The organism is Hymenobacter cellulosivorans, assembly GCF_022919135.1.
Classification (GTDB): Bacteria; Bacteroidota; Bacteroidia; order Cytophagales; family Hymenobacteraceae; genus Hymenobacter; species Hymenobacter cellulosivorans.
In genome coordinates, this window is record NZ_CP095049.1 from 239345 (window position 1) to 260881 (window position 21537).

Sequence of the window (21537 nt, forward strand, 5' to 3'; positions counted from 1 at the left end):
GCAATAACGTTAGGATAAACCAGAGGGCAGCGGGGCCCAGCTCAGGACTAGGTGGGCCACCTGCAAGGGCGCAAGGGCTTTGATGCAGGTACACGCCGCAGGCTGCTGGCGGCAGTCAGAGCAGTCGGGCCGGTCGAAGACCAGGTACTCGGCATGTGCTCCGAGCGGGGCCCATCTTCCGGGGTGGGTGGGCCGCATGGGTGGGTACAGGCCTAAGGCGTGCCGGCCCAGGGCAGCAGCCAAATGCAGTGGACCCGTACTGGCAGCTACCAACCCATCGGCAGCGGCAATACAGCTGAGCAACTGCGCCAGGGACAATTGCCCGGTCAGGTTGCCGGCTAGATAAGCAGCGTGTTCCTCAAGCCAAGTGGCCAACTCTTCCCCTTCCGCTACTGTCCCGGTAACGAATACCCGGTGACCGGCCTCATGCAGCAGCTTGGCCAGCGTGCCAAAATGGTCGAGGCCCCATTCCCGGGCGCTACCGCGGGAGCGAGGATGCAAAATGACGTTAAGTTGTCCGGCACGCCGAGCAGCCAGCAGCTGGTGCACGGCGGTGGGCAACGGCTCGGTAGCCTGCAGCCGGACCAAAGGCACCAGCTCGTCTAGCGCACCTTCCTGCGCCAAGCCCAGCGGCTGCAACAGCTTCACGTTCAGTTGCGCTTCGTGTAGTACCGAGTTGCGGCGGCTCAGCGCTACCAGGCGGTTGCAGGTAAGCCAGTGAATCCAGCGGTTGCGAGTACCAATGCGCACGGGAATTCCCGCTTTTTGCGCCAGCCGGGCCAGCACCTTGTTGGGATATACGTGTACAATGGCCTCGGCTTTATAGGAGCGCAGGGCGGCTACTTGCTCAGCTTCGCTATGCTTGAGCAATTCGTCATAGTTCAGAAAAGCATCGACCCAGGGGCAGGCTTCGGCCACAGCCTGGGTGTAGGTGCGACCAATAAGCACTACCTGGCAGCCAGGCATGTGTTGCTTGAGCAAACCACACACGGGCAGCGTCAGGACTACGTCGCCAATGGCATCGGTGCGGCTGATGAGGAAGGTTCTCATACGGGCTGAGTGGCGGAAGCCGGTTTGGTACGCAGCTTGGCAAATTTGAGAAAGACTCCCCAGGCGGAAATCGTGGCGATGCACAGCCCGGCAAATCCGTCGAGAAAACCTAGCCGGAAAAAGTAGCCGTGCACAAACTTCCAGACGGGTTTGAGCAGCAGATGAAACAGCGTAACCCGGGTTTTACCACGTAGGGCCAGCTCGGCGGCCGAAATGCTGGTGAACCGGTTGAGCTGACTTACATGCTGCTCCACGGAATGGTAGGAATAGTGCAGCGCGTCGCCGGCCAGCAGGCCTACCGTCTGCCCGGCGGCTACCTCAAACCGCTCGTGCAGCAGCAGGCCTACCCACTGCCCCAGGCGCCGGTCGTAGAGGCGCAGCTTCCGGTCGGGGTACCAGCCACCGTGCCGCACCCAGCTTCCGCAATAGTTGGTGAGGCGGGCTAGGGTGTAGCCCGCGTGCTGCCAGTTGGCCTTTACGACCTGAATGGAAGCCCGTAGCTCGTCGGTGAGGACCTCATCGGCATCGAGCTGCAACACATAGTCGTGGCGGGCCTGGGCAGTGGCGTAGTTTTTCTGCTCGACGTAGCCCTCGAAAGCATGCTGAATAACCCGGGCCCCATGCTGCCGACAGATTTCCAGCGTGCGGTCAGTAGAAAAGGAGTCGACTACCACCACGTCGTCGGCCACATCCTGCAGCGCTTCCAGGCAGCGGCCGATATTCGCTTCTTCGTTGAAGGTGATGATGACGACGGAAAGAGAAATCAACATGGGGTAGCAAAAATACGTGTTCCAAACTCCCCTAGCTAACCTCACATTTAAACTCATCTTATCATCTGATGAATGCTATTTGTTACTTTGCATTCTTAAGAATCTTAACCGTTGTTCTATGATCTATATTCTGTGGTCCTTTCTGAATCTAACAGCTTATTTGGTTCTGCTCTACTTATTTCTTCAAGCTACCAATCTGATAAGACAGCACTTTAGTCTGGGAACTGCCCTTCTTTTCTTTTTTGGTCTAGCTGCTATCTACAGCAGTATGTCTCTCAACTCACAAGCCTCGTCGGCGCCAAATCTCCTTTCTGGCGCATCACCTGATGCACCTGTAGGCAACGGTAGTGCTGTGAAAGAAATAAGTCTGGAAAGCAACACACTTTCTCTTGTCGCGGAATACTATAAGCAGGATTCCGTAATTCGGCCCCGGGGATTGTATGCAGCCATTGCTGGTCTTACGCTTGGCCACCGGTGGCAGCCATCAGCAGGAAGTCTGACGCAGCATGGCAATCAGCTACGCTACCAGCTAACCATGGTGCATGATTGGCGACTACTCGGCAATACCATTTATATCAGTCCGCCTCTCGTGCTAACCGGAACTATGTCTAAGCTCAGTCAGTAAGAAGCGGGCAAAAGAAAACCCCAACTAGCAATTGCCAGTTGAGGTTTTGGTTAGTGCGTTGTACGCAGAAGGCCTAGTAGCGGTACAGGTCCGACTTGAACGGGCCTTGTACTTCTACGCCGATGTAGCTGGCCTGCTTGGGCTTCAGCTCATCCAGCTCCACCCCAATTTTGGCCAAGTGCAGACGGGCTACTTTCTCGTCGAGGTGCTTGGGCAGGGTGTACACCTTGTTCTCGTAAGCGGCCGAGTTCTGCCACAGCTCCAGCTGCGCCAGCGTCTGGTTGGTAAACGAGTTCGACATCACGAACGAAGGGTGACCCGTAGCGCAGCCCAGGTTTACGAGGCGGCCTTCAGCCAGGATAATTACTTCCTTGCCGTCGATGTTGTAGAGGTCAACCTGGGGCTTCACCGTGTCCTTGGTGTGGCCGTAGTTCGAGTTCAACCAAGCCATGTCAATCTCATCGTCGAAGTGGCCGATGTTGCAGACAATAGCTTTGTCCTTCAGGGCGCGGAAGTGCTGCTCGGTGATGATGTCGCAGTTGCCGGTAGCTGTCACTACGATGTCCGCTTCCTTAATAGCATTCTCCATACGCTTCACTGCGTAACCGTCCATGGCGGCCTGCAGGGCGCAGATGGGGTCAATTTCGGTTACAATAACGCGGGCACCGGCACCACGCAGCGAAGCGGCAGTACCTTTCCCGACGTCGCCGTAACCGGCCACCACGGCAATTTTGCCGGCCATCATTACGTCGGTAGCGCGGCGGATAGCGTCCACGGCCGACTCTTTGCAGCCGTACTTGTTATCAAACTTCGACTTGGTAACTGAGTCGTTGATGTTGAAGGCGGGCATGGGCAGCGTACCGTTTTTAACGCGGTCCAGCAGGCGCAGCACGCCGGTCGTGGTTTCTTCGGAAATGCCTTTGATGCCAGCGGCCAGTTCGGGGAAGCGGTCCAGGACCATGTTGGTCAGGTCACCGCCGTCGTCCAGAATCATGTTCAGGGGCTCGCGCTCTTCGCCGAAGTACAGCGTCTGCTCGATGCACCAGTTAAACTCTTCCTCGTTCATGCCTTTCCAGGCGTATACCGGAATACCAGCGGCGGCAATAGCAGCGGCGGCGTGGTCTTGGGTCGAGAAGATATTGCAGGACGACCAGGTGACGTCGGCACCCAGGGCGATAAGCGTTTCAATCAGAACCGCCGTTTGGATAGTCATGTGCAGGCAGCCGGCGATGCGCGCACCTTTCAGGGGCTGGGATGCACCGAACTCTTCCCGCAAGGACATCAAACCCGGCATTTCAGCCTCAGCCAACCGGATTTCTTTGCGGCCCCATTCGGCCAGCGACATGTCCTTTACTTTGTACGGAACGTACGTTTTCGTCGTGGTTTCAACCATGATGCAGAAGATATTTGCGATTCAACCACAAAGATACGGTTTTTGTTCGCGGGGTTATAAACCGCAAAAAAGCCCGGACCTGAGAGGTCCGAGCTTTCCGTTTCGAGGTCGGGTATAACCCTAACCTAGTTATTTTGCATGAGCACGGCGCGGGGCTTGCGCTCGGGGTCGAGGTTGTTGGCGTCGCCGCGTACTACGACCGTGTAGATTTTACCAGCTTCGTAAGTTTTGGTACCCGTGCCAGTGCCGCTGCCGTCACCTACCTGGTACACGGGCAAGCTGGGGTTACCGGCCGATACAGCCAGGTTCAGTGGTCCAGGGTTGATTTCAATAAAGTTGGAAACACCGGGGAAGGCTACATCCGGGATAATATCCGAGTAGCCCACGGCCAGCTGCTGGCTCAGGCGCAACGGACCAGTGGTGGCCAAGGCCAGGTTTACCAGACGAATCTTGGCTTTGTTGGCCGCTGGGGCCGTCAGGTCGTCGGGAGCTATTAGCCCGGCACCGTTGACGGTAGCGCTGGGCGTATACAAGAAGTAAGAATAGCTCTTATTATTCTCAATTTTGTACGAAGGCTGCGTCACTACGTTCTGCCCCGAGGAAGCCACGTTTACCTTGAAAATCTGGTCCCCGGTATTGAGGTTGGTGTAAGAGCTGTTTTGACCGTACGCTAGCGAGGCTTTTTCGGCGTCGCCGGCCAGTACCTTCACGGGTACGTTGATGCCGGCAGCACCATTTACCACTACGACGCGGCCTTGCTCGGGAGCGGGAGTTGCAGAATCTTCGTCATCGCCGCAGCCAGTAAAAGCCAATGCAGCAGGGATAACCGCCCAAATAAAACGGCGCTGCAGGATGTTTAATGAGGTTTTCATAAGCAGAGAAAGGAAGGTAGGTGCAAATTCAACTGCCGACAGAACGTAAGACCAATGCCTTTTGTTGGATGGGGGCAATAAACTTTTCTAGACGAATAGGATTTTTTCCTCGACCAACGGCCTAGTAGTCTATTGTACAGAGCGCTATATTTGCATTCACGCCTATTCTACCTTTGCAACCCTCCATGTCGCTTCTTCGTCGCACCACTATTGTGCTAGGCCTCTCTTTGTCTTCGCTGACCGGATTTGCCCAGCAGGCGCCTGCTACTGCCCCTCCCGTTATCCGGCTCAGCCCGGAAGATCAGGCCCGGGGTCTGAACGGTCCGCAGCGAAACTTCTTTTTCGTGGCCGGCCAAGGCACGCGAGAAGAGGACTACCAAAATGCCGGCTTTTTTGGACAGCGCCTGCGCCCCTATCTGAAGGGCAACGAGGAAGCGCTGGCCAGCCTGAACAGCTACCGGCTGAACAAGTGGATGTATCTGGGAGAGCGGCTCACCTTTGTGGGCGCGGTGGCTTTGTATAGTCAGCAAGTACTGTCTGGCGATGGTGACCAGCAGTATTTTAAGAACCCCCAGAAGGTAGCTATTGGGGTGGCAGCGGTAAGCCTGCTGTCCAATATTATTATTACCCGCCACACCAACGAGCATTTTCAGCGGGCGGTAGATGCGCACAACGCGGGGCTTTCGACGGCCCATACGGGCATACTGAACCGGCTGGCCCCGTCGGCTGTTGGTTTAGCAGCAGCACCTAGCGGCCATCCGCTGCTAGCTTTGCGCTGGAACGTGCGGTAAGCCGTTCGCGCTGTTTTCCCGTAATTGCCCTTCATGAACTATCCGCTTCCTGCAGCGGCCCGGCAGTACGTTGCCGACCATTTGCATGATGATCCTGCCACGCTGGCCCTCCAGGCCCGTCGCTACCCAGGCCTGCCCGTACCGGAACTGGTGCGCCAAATCCAGGCCCGCCAGAAAGCCCGTACCAAGCTGCCGGCCTGGGCCGATAACCCGGATTTGATTTTTCCGCCGGCTCTGTCGGTAGAGCAGGCATCCTCGGCCCGTTCGGCGGCCTTCAAAGCCAGTCTGGTCAGCGGCCAGCGGCTGGTGGACCTCACCGGCGGCTTTGGGGTTGATGCCTCCCACTTTGCCGCCCAGATTCCGGAGGTGCACTATGTGGAGCGGGACCCGAATCTGGTAGCTGTGGTGGAGTATAATCTGGCTCAACTGGGCATTACCAACATTACCTGCCACGCCAACGACGCGCTGAGCTTTCTGAAAAGCACGCCCGACACGTTCGACTGGATTTATCTGGATCCGGCCCGGCGCAATCCGGCCGACAAGAAGATTTACCGCCTGCAGGACTGTGAGCCCGACGTCCTACGGATTTTGCCCTTGCTGCTGCACAAAGGCAACCGGGTGCTGCTCAAGACCTCACCAATGCTGGACATCGAGCAGGCCTTGCTGGAGCTCAAGCAAGTGCGCCGCCTGTGGGTTGTGGCCGTGGATAACGAGTGCAAGGAAGTCCTGTACGAGCTGGGCCCCGAGCCAGCCGTGGATCCGGAGCGCTACACGGTAAATCTGCTGCGCAATGGTCAGCAGCAGGAGTTCCGGCTCAACAAGGCCCGCGAAACCCGCGCTATTGCCCGCTATGCCGAAGCCCAAGGGTATCTGTACGAGCCCAACGTAGCGGTACTCAAGGCCGGCGGCTTCAAAAGCGTGGGCACTGCCTTCGAGCTACTCAAACTGGGCCAGCACAGCCACCTCTACACTTCCGACACGCTGCGCTCCGACTTCCCCGGCCGGATTTTCCGCATCGTGGCGACCGAGCGCTACGACCGGGACGTGTTGCGGGCCCATCTAGGACCCGAAGCCCGGGCCCACGTCACGACCCGCAACTTCCCCGACACCGTAGCTGATTTCCGCCAGCGCACCGGCATTCGGGAAGGCGGCAACTTATACATGTTTGCCACCACGGACCTGCAGGGTAAGCTGGTCGTGCTGGTGTGTGAGAAGCTGACGGTTTAGTGGGCTAATGCACACTCGTGTCCTTGCAAGGCACGAAGCAATCCGTCTTCGACTAGCTACAAACGCTCTTTTACCAAAAAGCCCTTTACTCCATCTGGAGTAAAGGGCTTTTCACTTCAGGACGCTCCGCAGAGGACGGATTGCTTCAGCCTTTGGCTTCGCAAGGACATAGAGCTTCAGTTCTCATATCCTCCACATTAGCGCCTGAGTACCTTATTTAGCCGGACTGGTCCAGGGGCTGCCTTTGAGGCGGAAGCGCCAGGGCAAGGCGGCATCGAGGCCGGCGTAGTCGATGCCGACGCGGGGGCTGGCGACGATTAGGTCCTCGCTGACGGGCTCTTGATGGTCTTCCATCCAGATCAGGTCGCCAGTCAGGTCGGTGCCGTAGTGCTTGGTGGTGATGCCCAGGGCCTGAGTGAGCAGGCCGGGCCCCCCGGTCAGGTTGCGGGCCGACTTCGTGAGGCCGCGGCGCAACAGCATTTCGGGAATGCCTTCGGTAGGCTCTAGGCCCCGGATGAGGACGGCATCGGCCTTGCCAGTTGCGTTGGTAATGATGTTGAAGAGTACATAGCGGCCGTAAATCAGGTACGTGTAGGCCACGCCGCCGGCCTCGTACATTACCTTAGTGCGGGCCGTGTAACGGCCCAAATGAGAATGGCAGGCCTGGTCGTTGATATGGGCATAGGCCTCCGTTTCGACGATCCGGCCGCCGGTAAGCACGCCGTCAATGTTGCTGAAAAGATATTTTCCGAGTAAGTCGCGGGCAATCTGGACTACGTCGGGGCGCTGGTAAAAGGCAAGGGGAAGCTTGGGCATAAACAGGCGGGAGAAAAAGCGTTTGAAAGCCAAACGGCTGCCAGAGCCGAACGTTTGCCCGCGGCATACGAAAAACGCCTTATCTTTGCCCCGTTATAGGTGGCCAAACCCCGATTGGGGGGCGCGGCTGAAAAGGGAATCCGGTTCAACTCCGGAGCTGTCCCCGCAACTGTACGCTTCGAGTATTGGTAGGCCCATCCTCGCCACTGTTTCACCGAAGGCTGTTTTACGGCCTGAGAAATGGGAAGGCGGCCTACCGGGAGCAAGCCAGGAGACCTGCCTATACAAATACAGTGTTCAGCGCTTTCGGGTGAAAGGCGGAGAATGATGACAGTGGCGGCCTCGGCCGTTGATTTCCCTGTTTTCAGCCTCGGCTTCTGGTTGGCTTTTCCTCGCGGAAACAGGCCGGCAAGAAGTTTTGAACCGAATTTTCCTAAACCGGAAATTTGGTTCGGATGATTGGTTTTTACCGTTTCCGGTGGTTCGGGCCACCTTCGTTACTTGCTTTGGCAGCCGGCTTGGCTAAGCCAACGGCAGGGCGTGCCCAGCAGCTGCCCGCCGACTCGGTACGGCAGATTCAGCAGGTACAGCAGCTGCCCACGGTCCGGATTCAGGCCGGGCTGCCCAGCCGCTATGCCGTCGGTAGCCGCACGCTCACCCTTGACTCGGTAGCCCTGGCCCAGTACCGCAGCGGCACCGTGGCCGATGTATTGTCGGCCCGCACGCCCCTTTATATTAAGAACTACGGACCGGGGCAGCTGTCCTCTATTTCGATTCGGGGTACCTCGGCCCGTCACACCGCTGTGCTCTGGAACGGGCTCAATATCAGCCTGCCATCCTTGGGCGAGTCAGATTTTGCCTTGCTGCCCAACAGCGGTGCTACCCAGGTACAGGTACAGCACGGCCCGGCCAGCGCCTTGTATGGCAGCAGCGCCATTGGCGGCACCGTGCTACTTTCTTCACCGGCCCGGTGGAATACCGGTCCGCGGGCGTCGGTCCAAACGGAGCTGGGCAGCTTTGGCTTGCAGGCCAACAGCCTGGAAGGGGGCTTCAGCAATGCCCGCGTAGCGGTGCGCACCAGTGCCTCCCAACGCTCGGCCCAGAACGACTTTCCGTTTGAGGTGCGCGAAGCCAGCGGCATGGTACGGCACCGCCAGGAAAATTCCGCCTTCCGCCAGTGGAGTCTGGCCCAGGATGTGCAGCTGCGCACCGGACAGCACAGTGAGTGGCAGGCCGCCGCCTGGCTGACCGATGCTGACCGGCAGATTCAGCCCTCAATGGGCTCGGCCAACACCCACGCCCGGCAGCGCGACCAAAGCCGCCGCCTGCTGGCCGGCTACCACCACGTAGCGGCGCGTCACGAGACGGGGGTGCGGGTGGCATGGTTTGAAGACGTGCTCAACTACCGCTCCGACGACGTGACCAGCAATTCCCGGGTGCAGACCACCCAGGCGCAGGCGGACCACACCTTTACGTTTCGGCCCAACGCGAGTCTGCGCGTGGGCGCAGAAGCCCAGCACTTCAGCGGGCGGGTAGATGGCTACCAGCAGTCCATTGACGAAAACCGCTACGCCGGCTTTGTCCTGCTGCGCTACGACCCGCGGCCCACGCTGCATCTGACGGCCAACTTGCGCCAAGCCTTGCTGCCGGGCCGACGGGCTCCCCTCACTCCGACTCTGGGCGCGAAGTGGCAATTCTGGCAAACCACCACCCAGATGCTGTCCGTGAAGGCCAACGCCTCGCGCAGTTATCGGGCTCCCACGCTCAACGAGCGGTTCTGGCCCACCGGCGACCCAAACCTGGCACCCGAATCGGGGCTGGGCTACGAGGGCGGACTGACCCACGAGTGGAAACCCCAGGAAGGCTTGGCCCTACAGAGTGAACTGACCGGCTACCATCAGCTCGTGGATAACTGGGTGCAGTGGCTGCCCGACCGCCTGGGCCGCTACACACCCAAAAATCTGCGTCAGGTGCGGGCCCAGGGAGTAGAGGCTGGGACACATTTGCGCTGGACTCACCTGCGCTACCAGCTGCGGGCCGGGGTAGAATACGCCTACACCCAATCGAGGAAAGTGCGCGGCTACAACGACGACCCTGACCCGGTAAACCAGCAGCTGGCCTACGTACCCCTGCACGCGGCAGCATTCAGCACCGACCACAGCTGGCGGCGCTGGGTACTTTCTACGGTTCTGACCTATACCGGTACCCGCTTTATCGACGCCACGGGCAGCAACAAGCTGCCGGGCTATACCCTACTCAATGCCACGGTGGGCCACACGGTGCGAGTCACGCCAGCATGGTCGGCTACGGTGCTGGTGCAGGGCTTCAACCTGACCAACCTAGTGTACCAGAGCTACGAGTACCGCGCCATGCCGCTACGCTCGGGCAGCGTGAGTTTGCGCGTGAACTGGCACTAGCTCTTCAAACTGATACTCTTCACTTTTTCACTTTCCCGTATTCATGCTTTCTGCACAACCCTTTTCTACCCTGTTTTCCCGCTTTGCCCTCGTCGGTGGTCTGGCGCTGGTGTTGGCCAGCTGCTCCGACGATCCGGAAGAGGCCGGGCCCTTGTACAACATCAGCAAGGACGGCAACAACGTCTTTGTGCTGAACGAGGGCAAGTTTCAAACCCCCAACGGGGCCGTTTCCTACTTCAGCAAGGGCACCAAGACGGTAGTTGATAAGAGCATTTTCCAGACCGTAAACCAGCGCGAGCTGGGCGACGTTGTACAGTCGATGCTGGTGGTGGGCAATCAGGGCTACATCGTGGCCAACAACAGCAAGAAGATGGAAGTGGTGAACCTGACCACGTTTAAGACCATTGCCACCATCAACAATCTGGAGCAGCCCCGCTATGCCGTGGCGGCCGGCACCAACAAAGCCTATATCACCGAGTGGGTGAAGTACGGCAGCCCGGGCCGGGTATCGGTGCTGGATTTGAATACGAACACGGTGCTCAAGACCATTGCTGTTGGCAAGCAGCCCGAGCAGATCGTGGCCGTGAACGGCAAGGTGTACGTGGCCAACTCCGGGGAAAACAACCTGAGCGTTATCAACCCAGCTACTGATGCCGTGGAAAGCACCATCACGGTACCCGACGGTCCTAGCAGCCTCGTGGTCGACAAGACAAATGCCATCTGGGTGCTCGGCGCGGGCTTTACCGTGTACGATTCCAACCCGCCTTACCCCGTGCTGTCGTCTACGCCCGGCAGCCTGACCAAGATTAACCCGACGACCAACACGGTGCAGTCGAGCCTGGCTTTTGCCAGCAACAACCCCGGCGGCCTGCGCATCGACGGCACGGGCACCCAGCTTTACTACCGCTACAAGGGCGCTATCTACCGCATGAGCACCTCGGACGTCACGCTGCCGGCTACCCCACTGATCCGGCGCAGCTTCAGCGGCCTCGACATTGACCCCAAGGACAACACCATCTACGCGGCCGTTACGCCTTCCTACACCACGTCCGGCAAGTTTATCCGCTACCAGGGTACGGGTTCGGCCACGGCCATCGACTCGTTTGAGGTCAACATCGGTCCCAACGGCTTTATCTTCTATTAATCCGTGTGACTTATCCTTAGTGCTTTATTCCTTGTGAATGGAAAAGCCCTTTTGCGACGGAGCAAAAGGGCTTTTTCTATGAATGCCGATACATTTGTTAGTCTTCCAGGCCGTCGTTGTTGCGGTCTTTGGCTTCGCCAGCGTGGTCGTACTGATCTTTCCCGGTCACGACTTTCGTGGTATCACCCGCCAAGCCGTTGGTGTTGGACGAACTTCTTTCGCCGGGAGCGGGGTCCTTGGTTTTGTCGGCGCCCCGCTCTACGTTGGTGTCACCCGAGTCGGTGCCGGTGTTACAGGCCGTAAGAGAAGCCGCGGCCAGGCAGAAGGCCAGCGTGAGGGGACGGAGCAGAAAGGTTTTCATGGGGTTGGGCTGAAAAGAATGGAGAGCTGAAGTACTACCTACGGCTGACCGCCGCCGTGGTTTTTGCGTAAGGACGCAGGCCCGCCAACAAACGCTCCCACATAGCCTAGCAACGATATTAACCAAGCCGCTCGGCGGACCCAGTCCAGCTTACCCCGCCAAAGCCAGCAGGCAAACCGAGCGTGCCTTGAAATGCGTCGAAACCGCTTTCCCGATATATTTGTTGCCACGCTTAGCTTATGAATCGTTTCGCCGCCCTACCTGCCTTCTCCCCTGCCTTGCTGCGCCGCGCCGGCGTACTGGCGGGCATAAGTTTTTTCTTGGCCTTGCTGCTGATAACCTACCTTTTCGGGGTATCAGATCATTTCTTTGGTCGACTGTTTGGTGCTTTTTTCGTATTATTCTGGCTCTTAGCCGTTACGTTCCTGGGCGTTGTGCCTTTCGTGAATTGGGCGGCTACTCGTTGGTTTGGTAAAGAATGGTCGGATGAGCCCGCGGCTCCCGTGCGGCGCACCCGGCCGGCTTCGGCTTCGGTTGCAGTAAATAATCGGAAACCCACGCGGCCCGTGCCGCGGCAGAACACTCCAAAACATCCGTGAAAACGACGCTCCTCCACATTAAGAACATGGTGTGCCCTCGCTGCATCGACGCAGTGCGCCACCTTCTCGAACAGGCCGGCTACCGCCCGACTGAGGTGACTCTCGGCCAGGCCCAGCTCGACCACAGCACGCCCGCCGACCCGGCCGTGCTGGCCCCGATTCTGCACGAAGCTGGCTTTGAGGTGCTCATGGGCCGCGCCGACCAGCTCACCGAGCAAATCAAGGGGGCGCTGACTGAATACCTGGAACACCTGCGCACGGCCCGCATGCCCCTGACGACTTCGGCCTTCCTGACCGAGCGGTTTGCGGCCACTTACTCGCACCTGAGCAAGGTGTTTTCGCGCACGGCTAATCTGACGATTGAGAAATACCTGATTCGCCTCAAAATCGAGCGGGTTAAGGAAATGCTGAGCTACGGCGAAATGACGCTAAGCGAAATTGCCGACCAGATGCGCTATAGCAGCGGCCAGCACCTGAGCAACCAGTTTCGCCAGGTTACAGGCCGTTCGGTCAGTGAATTCCGCCGGGACCTGATGCCCAAGCGTCTTTCCCTGGACCAGTTGGCGTAAGCAGCAACCGGCTTTTCTACCGTTGGGGCGCCCGAGGACTGGTTCTTGGGTGCCCCAACTGCATTTGGTAGGTTGAATAACTCCCCGGGCCTGAACCAACGGCCGGCGCTACGCTGTTCGGGCGTATCTTTGTGGTTGTCTTTGTCGTGCCGCCGTGTCTATTGCCTCGCCCCGAATCCTGCTCATTACTCCGCCGCTTACGCAGCTGAACACGCCCTATCCGGCCACGCCCTACATCAAGGGGTTTCTCGGCGGCCGGGGCTACCAGGTAACCCAGGCCGACCTGGGGTTGGAGCTGGTGCTGAAGCTGTTTTCGGCGGAAGGACTGCGGCGGGTGTTTGCCGAAATCGAGGCCGGCAGCTTTGAGCTCAGCGACAATGCCCGGCGCATGGTGCGGCTGCAGCGCAGCTATTTGGCGACTATTGGGCCGGTCATCCGGTTTTTGCAGAACAAAGACACGACCCTGGCTTCGCGCATCTGCCACAGCCGCTTTCTGCCCGAAGCTGCCCGCTTCGACAACATTGCCGACCTGGAAGCGGCTTTCGGCACCCTGGGCCTCAACGACCAGGCCCGCCACCTGGCTACGCTCTACCTCGAAGACCTCGGAGACCTGATTAAGGAAACCGTCGGGCCGCAGTTCGGCTTTTCGCGCTACGCCGAGCGCCTGGGCATGTCGGCCACCTCGTTCGACGCCATGCATGAGGCCTTGCAAACCGCGCCCAACCTGCTGGACCGGATGTTGCTGGAGCTCATGGACGAGCTGGTGGTCCGCGTTGAGCCCGACGTGGTAGGCTTTTCGGTGCCGTTTCCCGGCAACCTGTACGGGGCTTTGCGGCTGGCCGGTCGGGTAAAGGAATTGCGCCCCCAGGCCAAAACCCTGATGGGCGGCGGCTACCCCAACACCGAGCTGCGCCAGATTAAAGAGCCCCGCTTCTTCGACTACATCGACTTCCTGACTCTGGACGACGGCGAAGGCCCCTGGCTGCGCCTGCTGGAGTATATTAGCTGGCAGTTGTCCGTTGTTAGTTGTCAGGTTGAAGAACCCGCATACGCCGGGCAAGCAGAGCGTAACCCAGCCCACCAGAACGACCTAACAAGGGACAACCAACAACTGCCAACTAAAACCCTGCAGCGCACATTCCTGCGCAACGAGGCAGGCGTCGTGGAGTATATCAACCACCCGTACCCCGACGTTCCGCACACCGAAGTCGGCACGCCTGACTACAGCGACTTGCCGCTGAGCGAATACCTATCGGTCATTGAGGTGCTCAACCCCATGCACCGGCTCTGGAGCGACGGGCGCTGGAACAAGCTCACCATTGCCCACGGCTGCTACTGGAAGCGCTGCTCCTTCTGCGACGTAACCCTGGACTACATTTCCCGCTACGAAACCGCCCCGGCCACCCTGCTCGTGGACCGGATTGAGCAGATTGTAGCGCAAACTGGCCAGACCGGCTTTCACTTCGTGGATGAGGCCGCCCCGCCCCTGGCCCTGCGCGACCTGGCTGTGGAGCTCCTCAAGCGGCAGGTGAATATTACGTGGTGGGGCAACATCCGCTTCGAGAAAACCTTCACCCCCGACTTGTGCCGCCTGCTGGCCGCTTCGGGCTGCATTGCCGTGAGCGGCGGGCTGGAAGTGGCTTCGGACCGGCTCTTGGCCCTGATGGAAAAAGGCGTCACTATTGCCCAAGTAGCGCGGGTTACCGACGGCTTTACCCAGGCCGGTATCATGGTACATGCTTACCTGATGTACGGTTTCCCAACCCAGACTGCCCAGGAAACCGTGGACGCGCTGGAAGTGGTCCGGCAGCTGTTTGGGGCAGGTATCGTGCAAAGCGGCTACTGGCACCGCTTCGCCATGACGGCCCACTCCCCCGTGGGAAAAAATCCGGCTAAGTACCAAGTGGTGCCCATCGGGCCCGAGCCCGGCGACTTCGCCTGGAACGACCTGTGGCACGACGACCCCACCGGCACCGACCACGAGAAATTCGGCCCGGGCCTAGCGAAGGCACTCTACAACTACATGCATGGTGTGGCTCTGAATGAGCCCCTGAGTTTCTGGTTCGACTTCAAGACGCCCCACCCGAAAGTGCCCCGCCAGCTGATTCAGCAAGCCCTGCAGGATTCCGGCAAGCCCGATTTCGCCAAGCAGAACCAACGCTTGTTCTGGCTGGGCAATGCGCCCGAGCTGCGCTACACCGACGCCAAAAAAGGCCAACGCGCCGTGCTGACGTTCTATGAGCAAGCGGAGGACTTCGAGGTAAAAACCAATGCCGAGCTGGGTCCGTGGCTGCATAAGCTGCTCACCAGCCTAGCCACGGATTACGATACTAAGCTCCTGGTAAAAGAAGCTGCGGCCAGCTTCCCGGCCAGCGTAGCCGGCATGAGCTTCGAAGCCTTCTTGGCCTCCTATGCTTGGCAACTGCTGCGTGAAAAAGGCTTATTGATTCTGTAGCCAGTTACTGCGCAGGCCCACGCTGGCGCAACCATAGGGTTAGCCCGTCGGTGAAGCCGACGGCGGGCTGGGGCCAGATCCACTTGCCATCCGAGCCCAGGCGGCCGGGCACGATAAAGTCGGCATTGGCCTGGGCAAACGTGCGGACGGCGGAGCCCTGCCGAGTGCCAACGGCCGTGCGTAACCGCCGGGCACTGTCTTGGACATTCAGGCTGGTATCGGCCGCAGCGTAGAGGGCCAGCACCGGAATCTTTTGCCGGCTCACTTGCTGAAATGGCTTGGCCTCATCGGCGGAAGACACGGCTACATTTTCCAGAATGACAAAGCTGGCCGCGGGCTCCAGCAGACCGGTAACCAAGACCAATTCGGCCGCCCCTGGTCCGCGCAGCCACAGCCCCACCTGGGTTGAATCGATGGCTGGGTGCTTACGAAGGGCCTGAAAGGTGGCCGCCACGCTTCGGATGCTGGTAGAGTCGCCCTCGGGTACCTTGGCTGTGGGCACTACCACCGCCAGAAAGCCCTGGCGAGCCAGCAGGTCGGCGCGGGCCGCGGCCGCGGCAGCCGAGGCCTCATCGGCCAGCAGAGCTACGGCTGGGTGCCGGGTTATAGTGTCGACGGGAATGAGCAGGGTGAGTTGCTGGGCAGAGCCGTTGGTGGGCGCCGGGAAAGCCTTTTCCTGGTAGGCCCGCGCCGCCGCCTGGCCCCGACGCACCCACACAAACTCCGTCTTGATGCTGTCCAGGGTGAAAATACCCCGCAGAAAGTCGCCCTCCCGGATAGCGTTGATGGCGACTTTGCTGGTTTGCCCAGGCTGCTCAAACATCAGCTGGGGCTCCTTGTAGCGCAGATTGGTAGCAGCAAAGCTCAGGCCCGGCAGCTCCGGAAAGCTCATATCAGCCTCCAGCTGGCCGGGTGCCGCTTCCCGCAAATCCAGCGCCACGCGCAAATCGGTGCCCTGGTAGCTGATAGGTCCTTCGTAATGGCCCGTCGGTAGCGGCAGCGTGGTAGCCTGTCCGCCACCTCCGGAAGAGCAGCCGCCCAACAGCAGGCCCAGCGCCACTACGGGCAGCAAGACCCCGGCAGAGCAAGCCGGAAAAGAAGGAAGCGGAAGTAGTGGCACAGCGTAAACGGGAGGTTACCGGGGCGCAAAGGTAGTAAGCGGCCGGAATGTGGAAGGCTTACAGCCCCTTGCGCAAAATCAGGTCCGTCTGAATATCCTGCCCCACCCGAAACTCATGCTTGCCGATTTCCTTAAAGCCGAAGCGGCAGTAAAACTCAATAGCCGACTGATTCCGCTCCCACACGCCCAGTACCACCGTGCGGCACTTGTGCTGCCGGGCTTCCTCAATGGCCCGCCGCATCAGGGCTGCGCCCAGGCCGGTGCCAATCCAGTCCTGGCGTACGTACAGCCGCTCAATTTCCAGGCGGCCCGTTGCGTCCTTGCCTTCCTCCAGCCCTAGCTCGGAACCCAGCCGCAGCTTGGCGTAAGCCACCGGCTCCTGCTGCATGTGGGCCATCAGAAAGGTCGTTTGCGGGTCGTTGAGCTCGGCCAGCTGCTTTTCCTCGCTGAAGGTAGCAGCCAGGAAAGCCATCATATCCTCGGCGGTGTTATCGGCAGCAAAGGTGTCGTGGAAGGTTTGCCGGCCCAAGTCCGCCAGCTGGGCGGCTACGGCCGGGGTGCGTTTGGCAACGGTAATTCGAAGCGGAGAAGACATAGAAGCAAAAGAGAGAAAACGGCGGCGCTAATCAATAACGTCGTTTTGCCGGTTGTTGCGGCGCAGTCGCCAGCCCATGCGCAGCATAAACAGCGCCCCGACCAGAAATACCAGCGTCAGGCCGGTGCGCTCCGTGGTCAAGGTGCCGGTTTGCCAAGCCCGGTACAAGTCTGGGGAGCGCAAAGCCAAGGCTACGAGCAGCAATACCCCGGCTAGTAGATACAAGGAGCCCGTTGCCGAATTACGCCCCGCAGGAGGATAGGCCATGACAAAAGGAGGTTAAGAGGTCAAACTTAATACGAAATTCCCACGGCCCGGCCGGTAAAGGCATCGGTGGCGAGCTGCTTGAGCATAAACTGCGCAACATCGGCCCGCGACACCCGGCCCTTGATTTTGGCCTTGGCAAAACTCAGCGCCACTTTATAGCCGCCGGTGGCCTTGCCATTGGTGAGTCCCGCGGGCCGCACGATGGTCCAGTCCAGGCCGCTGTGCTGAATCAGGGCCTCCTGCCGTTCCTTGTCGGCCATAATGTGCTTCAGAAACAGCGGGGCCACTACTTTCCCGAACAGAAAGCCGACTTCGTTTTTGCTGCTGCCCACGCCCAACGACGATTCGCAGATCAGCCGCGGCACCCCGTATTTGCGCATGCACTCAATGATGTGCTGAGTGCCATCCGACAGGGTCGTGTCGCCCGACTGGTTTTTCTTCACGCCCAAGGCCAGCAGCACAGCCTCTTGTCCGGGTATGGCAGCCTCCACTGTTTCGGGCTTCAGTACATCCCCCTGTACCACCCGCAGGTTCGGGTGCTGCAGAGCGAGCTTGGCCGGGTCGCGCACAAAGGCCGTGACGCTGAACTGCTGGTCGAGGGCCTGCTGCACCAATTGGCGGCCAGTAGCGCCGGAAGCACCGAAAATGAGGATTTTCATAGAGCGGAAGATTAGGCAGAAGAACGGTTGGCCCGGTAAGCCGGAGCTCGATTCAGTCCTCATACGCAAGCTCCTGCCTTGGGTACACCTTCCGGCAGTTGAGCTAGGCGGCTCGCTCCGCAATTCTGGCAAAGTAGTGGGCCTCGGCTGTTTCTAGTTTGCCAAATGCTGCGTACTTTTGCCCGTACCAACCCCTAAGCGAGAGTAGCTCAGTTGGTAGAGCATCAGCTTCCCAAGCTGAGGGTCGCGAGTTCGAACCTCGTTTCTCGCTCATTGTGAATCAGCCACTTAGATGTAAGTCTGGGTGGCTGATTTGCTTTTGAATTACACAGTGAATTACACAACCCGTCACAATGGATAGAAACAATATCCTTTAGCTAATACGGTTGCTATCATCAGCAAGAATGAGCTAGGCGTTGACAAAGCCTAAAGCGAATATTGACTCGCTGCCATCTCTATATCACTAAGTATATCGAAGTTACAAAATGATAATCATCGTTCTGACAATGCCAGCATTCCGGTAATAGTATTTGATTATTCAATTACTCGTTATAAGGGCCTCAATTATGCTAACAACTTTAAGGAGAATAGAGAGGCCCGCCTTACTAACCTTGTTAGGCATTTACTAAATGCTTGCTCACCAGTATCATAGAGGTTTGGCATCGGTCATAAGCAAATAAATATAGTGGCACGTTCGTGTTAACACGAACGTGCCACTATATTTGTCTAATTGAAATCTTAATCTAGCTGATCATGCACCTCATGAATACAACTGCTAACACCTCGTACTCCTCACACACTACACGTCCAAGCAATAGTATAGATTCTGAACTGATAGAAAGGTCAGGCGCTGAATACTATTCCGGGTTGCAAGAAGAATACAGAAAGCTAAATGGAATTGTATATACTCCATTTTGGCTAACAAAACATATTGTTAGTATCGCGATAACTCAGTGGAAGAAGTTTAATAATAATCGTCCAGAACCGCAGAAAGCAAGCGATCTAAGTTGTGGTACAGGAATTTTTATAGCAGAACTTTATAATCAAACTAGAGCATTAGGCTGGTCCACTAAAGTGATTGGTAAAGATGTTGACCCAAATGCTATAGCTTTTGCCAAAGAAATATTTACTGGTTTAGTTGACAATATCCAACTAGAAGTAAAGGACACTCTATTTTACAATAACACATTGTTTGATGAACAAGAAAAATATGATCTCATTGTAGGAAACCCACCTTATGTTAATTCATCAGTATTAAATAAAAAGTATAAAAAATCTTTAAGCGAAAACTATATTACTGCTAAAAGCGGGGCATTCGATTTGTCAATTGTTTATATAGAAAAGATAATCAACTCATTAAATGATGGAGGAGTAGCATCAATTATACTATCTAACAAGTTTATGAGCTCCGCCTATGGAAAAGAAGTAACCAAACTACTGTCTACACAATGCAACATAATTAAAATTGAAGATTTTCATGACATACAAGTATTTGAAGGATTCACCACCTACACTTGTATTCTAACATTCATGAAAGGCAAGCCTAGTAAACGGTTTACGTTAAGAAGGTACATCGATGACATTGATCATTCTGCCCGTAAAATCCCTGCTTTTGTCGAAGAAACCATTCTAAGTGAAAAGCTTGCTGAACATCCGTGGAATTTTTGTTCTCCAATAGAGGATGAAATAATAAAAATATGCTGCAAGAAAACAAATCCAGGTATTAACGACATTTTTCAAGGCATTCAGCAAGGCATTAGAACTAGCGCTAATGATGTCTATGTAATTGGCGAGAATCAGACACAAGAATTTGAACACAATATTCTCCGACCATTTATTGGCGGCGAAGATATAAAGGGGCTAGAAGTAACGCATGTTGGCAACTATATATTATATCCTTATAAAGAGCAGGAAGGTAAAATAGTAGCATTCACAGAAAAAGAGTTATCATTCTATTTCCCCAAAGCTTTTGATTATTTATTGAGAAACAAGGAAAAGCTATCATTGCGCTCATTACAGGGAAACTCTAATTGGTACGAATTCGGGAGAAGCCAAAGCCTTGATATTGTATCAAAAAAGAAAATACTGGTGAGAGAAATGATGCCCAATGCGGTTTTCTCAGTTGACCTCGAAGGACAATATGTATTTTCAAGTGGCTACGCTATCGATGTCTCAAACCTCAAGCCTGAGGTAATTAGGGCTTGGGCTGCAATTATGGCTACTCCAATTATGGAGTTCGTTATGCGACATGTAGGCACGCAACTGCATAGTGGGTGGTTTCGATTAATGAAGCATCACTTAGAAGCGCTTAAATATCCAGCATTAAGTGATGAGATATTATCATCTATAGCTAAAGATACCGATTTAAATAGTATAAAATCCAAGAATAGAGTCAATGATATAGTGTCTAAATCATTTGGATTGGAACAGAAGCATGTCGACTATATAAATGATTACCTAGCAAAAATTCATCTTAAATCCAAACCCAAATCTGAGAAGACAGTCGAGAATAACAAATATGAACCTGTAAAATTAGAAAGATTTAACAAGTACCATGTACGGCGTGATGATCTTCGCAAAGAAGTTACTTTTAGCCCCAATAAAAAGGAACCTATTCACAACTGGTATAAATACACACAAGGCTTCTCTTCAAACCTTGTTAACAACTTATTAAAACACTTTAAAGCAGGTCAAGAATCAATAATCCTAGATCCTTTCAATGGATGTGGCACGACTGTTACAACATGTGCATATAACGGCATCAACTCTATAGGGGTTGAAATATCACCTCTTATGTGTTTGGTTGCAAAGGCGAAATCCCGTAAATGGAATTCAGAGAAACTCAAACTTTCGATTAAAAATATTGAAACTACTATTAGCAATACTGCAGAAAATGAAGTTTATGATAGAATTTTTGAAGATTATTTCCAAAAAGCTTATGCCCCAGAGATACTTAAGCAGCTGAATATTATCTCCAGCATGATTAAAGATGAGAATGATGAGGAGCTGAAAGAGTTTTTTGCCATTGGGCTATTATCTATAATGGAGGATGTTAGTAAGATAAGAAAGCATGGCTCCCATTATCGTTTCTTAGATAACGTAAATAGCGTTGGACTACAAAAGCTCAACATATCAGTCATCAAGGATAGTGCTAATATTTACACTGTATTTAGCAACAAACTCGTTGAAATCGCAAACGATGTTTTTTCTACTGGCGGCAACCCAGCAGGAATTGCCACTATACTTAATGAATCAGCATTGCATACTAGCCTCGAAGATTCCTCAGTCGACTTCGTGATTACTAGCCCACCGTACCTTAATAGAAACAATTATATAGCTCAGCAAAAAGCAGAACTAGATATCTTAGGAATAATTAAAGACAAAAAAGAATACACCAAGCTAGTTAAATCATCGTTTAGATCACACACTGACAGCGAGTTAAATTTTAAGCTTGCCACCCATATACCAGAAGTAGATAAAATCATTTCGAGTATTAGTCTTGAAGAAGGAAACAATCCTAAGATCCCGCACATGATATGCGGATACTTTCAGGACTTAGACGACTCATTAGCCGAAGTCATGAGAGTATTGAGAAAAGGTGGAAAAGCGGCCTTTGTTGTAGGGAATACTCGCTGGGGCGGAATAGTAGTACCAATTGATCATATACTCGCTTTACTTGCAGAAAAGCATGGCTTCATAATTGAAGACATCTTCATAACTCGCTTAAAAGGCAATAGTCCTCAACAGATGAAAAAATATGGAAAGATTGCCGTGCGTGAATCAATCGTAATTTTTAAAAAATAATTT

General features: G+C 55.6%; 18 protein-coding genes, 1 tRNA gene and 1 riboswitch. Of the genes, 9 read left to right on the top strand and 10 right to left on the bottom strand.

The features are described from left to right. Nucleotides 1-9: 9 nt before the first annotated feature. Together MUN80_RS01145 and MUN80_RS01150 are read right to left on the bottom strand one after the other, a co-directional pair. On the bottom strand, nucleotides 10-1050 hold the full coding sequence (locus MUN80_RS01145; RefSeq protein ID WP_244718515.1) for a glycosyltransferase family 9 protein: 1041 nt from the start codon (nucleotides 1048-1050) through the stop codon (nucleotides 10-12). After that, entirely contained in the window at nucleotides 1047-1820 is a 774-nt protein-coding gene (locus MUN80_RS01150) for a glycosyltransferase family 2 protein (RefSeq protein WP_244718517.1), read from the bottom strand. The genes MUN80_RS01145 and MUN80_RS01150 overlap by 4 nt, the downstream gene beginning before the upstream one ends. A gap of 118 nt (nucleotides 1821-1938) precedes the next feature. On the opposite strand from MUN80_RS01150, the gene MUN80_RS01155 reads away from it, so the two are divergent. After that, on the top strand, nucleotides 1939-2445 hold the full coding sequence (locus MUN80_RS01155) for a hypothetical protein (RefSeq protein ID WP_244718519.1): 507 nt from the start codon (nucleotides 1939-1941) through the stop codon (nucleotides 2443-2445). 73 nt (nucleotides 2446-2518) lie between these two features. Here the strand turns inward: MUN80_RS01155 and ahcY are convergent, their stop codons facing one another. Both ahcY and MUN80_RS01165 read right to left on the bottom strand, forming a co-directional pair. Further along, on the bottom strand, nucleotides 2519-3838 hold the full coding sequence (ahcY, locus tag MUN80_RS01160; RefSeq protein WP_244718521.1) for an adenosylhomocysteinase: 1320 nt from the start codon (nucleotides 3836-3838) through the stop codon (nucleotides 2519-2521). A gap of 125 nt (nucleotides 3839-3963) precedes the next feature. Beyond that, nucleotides 3964-4710, bottom strand: a complete 747-nt coding sequence (locus MUN80_RS01165; protein ID WP_244718523.1) for a DUF4397 domain-containing protein — start codon at nucleotides 4708-4710, stop codon at nucleotides 3964-3966. Between the two features lie 185 nt (nucleotides 4711-4895). Between MUN80_RS01165 and MUN80_RS01170 the strand changes: the two genes are divergently transcribed. Both MUN80_RS01170 and MUN80_RS01175 read left to right on the top strand, forming a co-directional pair. After that, nucleotides 4896-5501 (top strand): hypothetical protein, encoded by a 606-nt coding sequence (locus MUN80_RS01170; protein ID WP_244718525.1) that lies wholly within the window; start codon nucleotides 4896-4898, stop codon nucleotides 5499-5501. Between the two features lie 33 nt (nucleotides 5502-5534). After that, entirely contained in the window at nucleotides 5535-6728 is a 1194-nt protein-coding gene (locus MUN80_RS01175) for a class I SAM-dependent methyltransferase (RefSeq protein ID WP_244718527.1), read from the top strand. Between the two features lie 213 nt (nucleotides 6729-6941). On the opposite strand, the gene MUN80_RS01180 is transcribed toward MUN80_RS01175, so the two are convergent. Continuing rightward, nucleotides 6942-7544 (bottom strand): DNA-3-methyladenine glycosylase, encoded by a 603-nt coding sequence (locus MUN80_RS01180; RefSeq protein WP_244718529.1) that lies wholly within the window; start codon nucleotides 7542-7544, stop codon nucleotides 6942-6944. 80 nt (nucleotides 7545-7624) lie between these two features. Beyond that, nucleotides 7625-7842, top strand: a riboswitch (cobalamin riboswitch). 220 nt (nucleotides 7843-8062) lie between these two features. Between MUN80_RS01180 and MUN80_RS01185 the strand changes: the two genes are divergently transcribed. Beyond that, nucleotides 8063-9961 (top strand): TonB-dependent receptor, encoded by a 1899-nt coding sequence (locus MUN80_RS01185; RefSeq protein ID WP_244718531.1) that lies wholly within the window; start codon nucleotides 8063-8065, stop codon nucleotides 9959-9961. A 43-nt stretch (nucleotides 9962-10004) separates the two neighbouring features. Continuing rightward, nucleotides 10005-11105 (top strand): YncE family protein, encoded by a 1101-nt coding sequence (locus MUN80_RS01190; protein WP_244718533.1) that lies wholly within the window; start codon nucleotides 10005-10007, stop codon nucleotides 11103-11105. 97 nt (nucleotides 11106-11202) lie between these two features. On the opposite strand, the gene MUN80_RS01195 is transcribed toward MUN80_RS01190, so the two are convergent. After that, nucleotides 11203-11466 (bottom strand): hypothetical protein, encoded by a 264-nt coding sequence (locus MUN80_RS01195; RefSeq protein WP_244718536.1) that lies wholly within the window; start codon nucleotides 11464-11466, stop codon nucleotides 11203-11205. Between the two features lie 595 nt (nucleotides 11467-12061). Between MUN80_RS01195 and MUN80_RS01200 the strand changes: the two genes are divergently transcribed. Further along, nucleotides 12062-12634: a helix-turn-helix domain-containing protein gene (locus tag MUN80_RS01200; RefSeq protein ID WP_244718539.1), complete on the top strand. Its 573-nt coding sequence runs from the start codon at nucleotides 12062-12064 to the stop codon at nucleotides 12632-12634. Nucleotides 12635-12794: 160 nt separating this feature from the next. Beyond that, nucleotides 12795-15089 (top strand): B12-binding domain-containing radical SAM protein, encoded by a 2295-nt coding sequence (locus tag MUN80_RS01205; protein WP_244724818.1) that lies wholly within the window; start codon nucleotides 12795-12797, stop codon nucleotides 15087-15089. A gap of 4 nt (nucleotides 15090-15093) precedes the next feature. On the opposite strand, the gene MUN80_RS01210 is transcribed toward MUN80_RS01205, so the two are convergent. The 4 genes from MUN80_RS01210 to MUN80_RS01225 form a co-directional block, all read right to left on the bottom strand. Beyond that, complete coding sequence (locus tag MUN80_RS01210; RefSeq protein WP_244718541.1) at nucleotides 15094-16161, bottom strand: hypothetical protein; 1068 nt, start codon at nucleotides 16159-16161, stop codon at nucleotides 15094-15096. A 106-nt stretch (nucleotides 16162-16267) separates the two neighbouring features. Beyond that, nucleotides 16268-16804: a GNAT family N-acetyltransferase gene (locus MUN80_RS01215; protein WP_244718544.1), complete on the bottom strand. Its 537-nt coding sequence runs from the start codon at nucleotides 16802-16804 to the stop codon at nucleotides 16268-16270. A 27-nt stretch (nucleotides 16805-16831) separates the two neighbouring features. After that, complete coding sequence (locus tag MUN80_RS01220) at nucleotides 16832-17071, bottom strand: hypothetical protein (RefSeq protein ID WP_244718547.1); 240 nt, start codon at nucleotides 17069-17071, stop codon at nucleotides 16832-16834. 26 nt (nucleotides 17072-17097) lie between these two features. Then, nucleotides 17098-17730, bottom strand: coding sequence for an NAD(P)-dependent oxidoreductase (locus MUN80_RS01225; protein WP_244718550.1), 633 nt, complete (start codon nucleotides 17728-17730; stop codon nucleotides 17098-17100). A 198-nt stretch (nucleotides 17731-17928) separates the two neighbouring features. Between MUN80_RS01225 and MUN80_RS01230 the strand changes: the two genes are divergently transcribed. Beyond that, a tRNA-Gly gene (locus tag MUN80_RS01230) sits at nucleotides 17929-18001 on the top strand. A gap of 491 nt (nucleotides 18002-18492) precedes the next feature. Then, nucleotides 18493-21534, top strand: a complete 3042-nt coding sequence (locus MUN80_RS01235) for an Eco57I restriction-modification methylase domain-containing protein (RefSeq protein ID WP_244718553.1) — start codon at nucleotides 18493-18495, stop codon at nucleotides 21532-21534. Nucleotides 21535-21537 lie beyond the last annotated feature (3 nt).

Coding starts and splice junctions, on each gene's coding strand:
- MUN80_RS01145 (WP_244718515.1), bottom strand. CDS start 1,050: ATGAGAACCTTCCTCATCAGCCGCACCGATGCCATTGGCGACGTAGTC.
- MUN80_RS01150 (WP_244718517.1), bottom strand. CDS start 1,820: ATGTTGATTTCTCTTTCCGTCGTCATCATCACCTTCAACGAAGAAGCG.
- MUN80_RS01155 (WP_244718519.1), top strand. CDS start 1,939: ATGATCTATATTCTGTGGTCCTTTCTGAATCTAACAGCTTATTTGGTT.
- ahcY (WP_244718521.1), bottom strand. CDS start 3,838: ATGGTTGAAACCACGACGAAAACGTACGTTCCGTACAAAGTAAAGGAC.
- MUN80_RS01165 (WP_244718523.1), bottom strand. CDS start 4,710: ATGAAAACCTCATTAAACATCCTGCAGCGCCGTTTTATTTGGGCGGTT.
- MUN80_RS01170 (WP_244718525.1), top strand. CDS start 4,896: ATGTCGCTTCTTCGTCGCACCACTATTGTGCTAGGCCTCTCTTTGTCT.
- MUN80_RS01175 (WP_244718527.1), top strand. CDS start 5,535: ATGAACTATCCGCTTCCTGCAGCGGCCCGGCAGTACGTTGCCGACCAT.
- MUN80_RS01180 (WP_244718529.1), bottom strand. CDS start 7,544: ATGCCCAAGCTTCCCCTTGCCTTTTACCAGCGCCCCGACGTAGTCCAG.
- MUN80_RS01190 (WP_244718533.1), top strand. CDS start 10,005: ATGCTTTCTGCACAACCCTTTTCTACCCTGTTTTCCCGCTTTGCCCTC.
- MUN80_RS01195 (WP_244718536.1), bottom strand. CDS start 11,466: ATGAAAACCTTTCTGCTCCGTCCCCTCACGCTGGCCTTCTGCCTGGCC.
- MUN80_RS01215 (WP_244718544.1), bottom strand. CDS start 16,804: ATGTCTTCTCCGCTTCGAATTACCGTTGCCAAACGCACCCCGGCCGTA.
- MUN80_RS01220 (WP_244718547.1), bottom strand. CDS start 17,071: ATGGCCTATCCTCCTGCGGGGCGTAATTCGGCAACGGGCTCCTTGTAT.
- MUN80_RS01225 (WP_244718550.1), bottom strand. CDS start 17,730: ATGAAAATCCTCATTTTCGGTGCTTCCGGCGCTACTGGCCGCCAATTG.
- MUN80_RS01235 (WP_244718553.1), top strand. CDS start 18,493: ATGAATACAACTGCTAACACCTCGTACTCCTCACACACTACACGTCCA.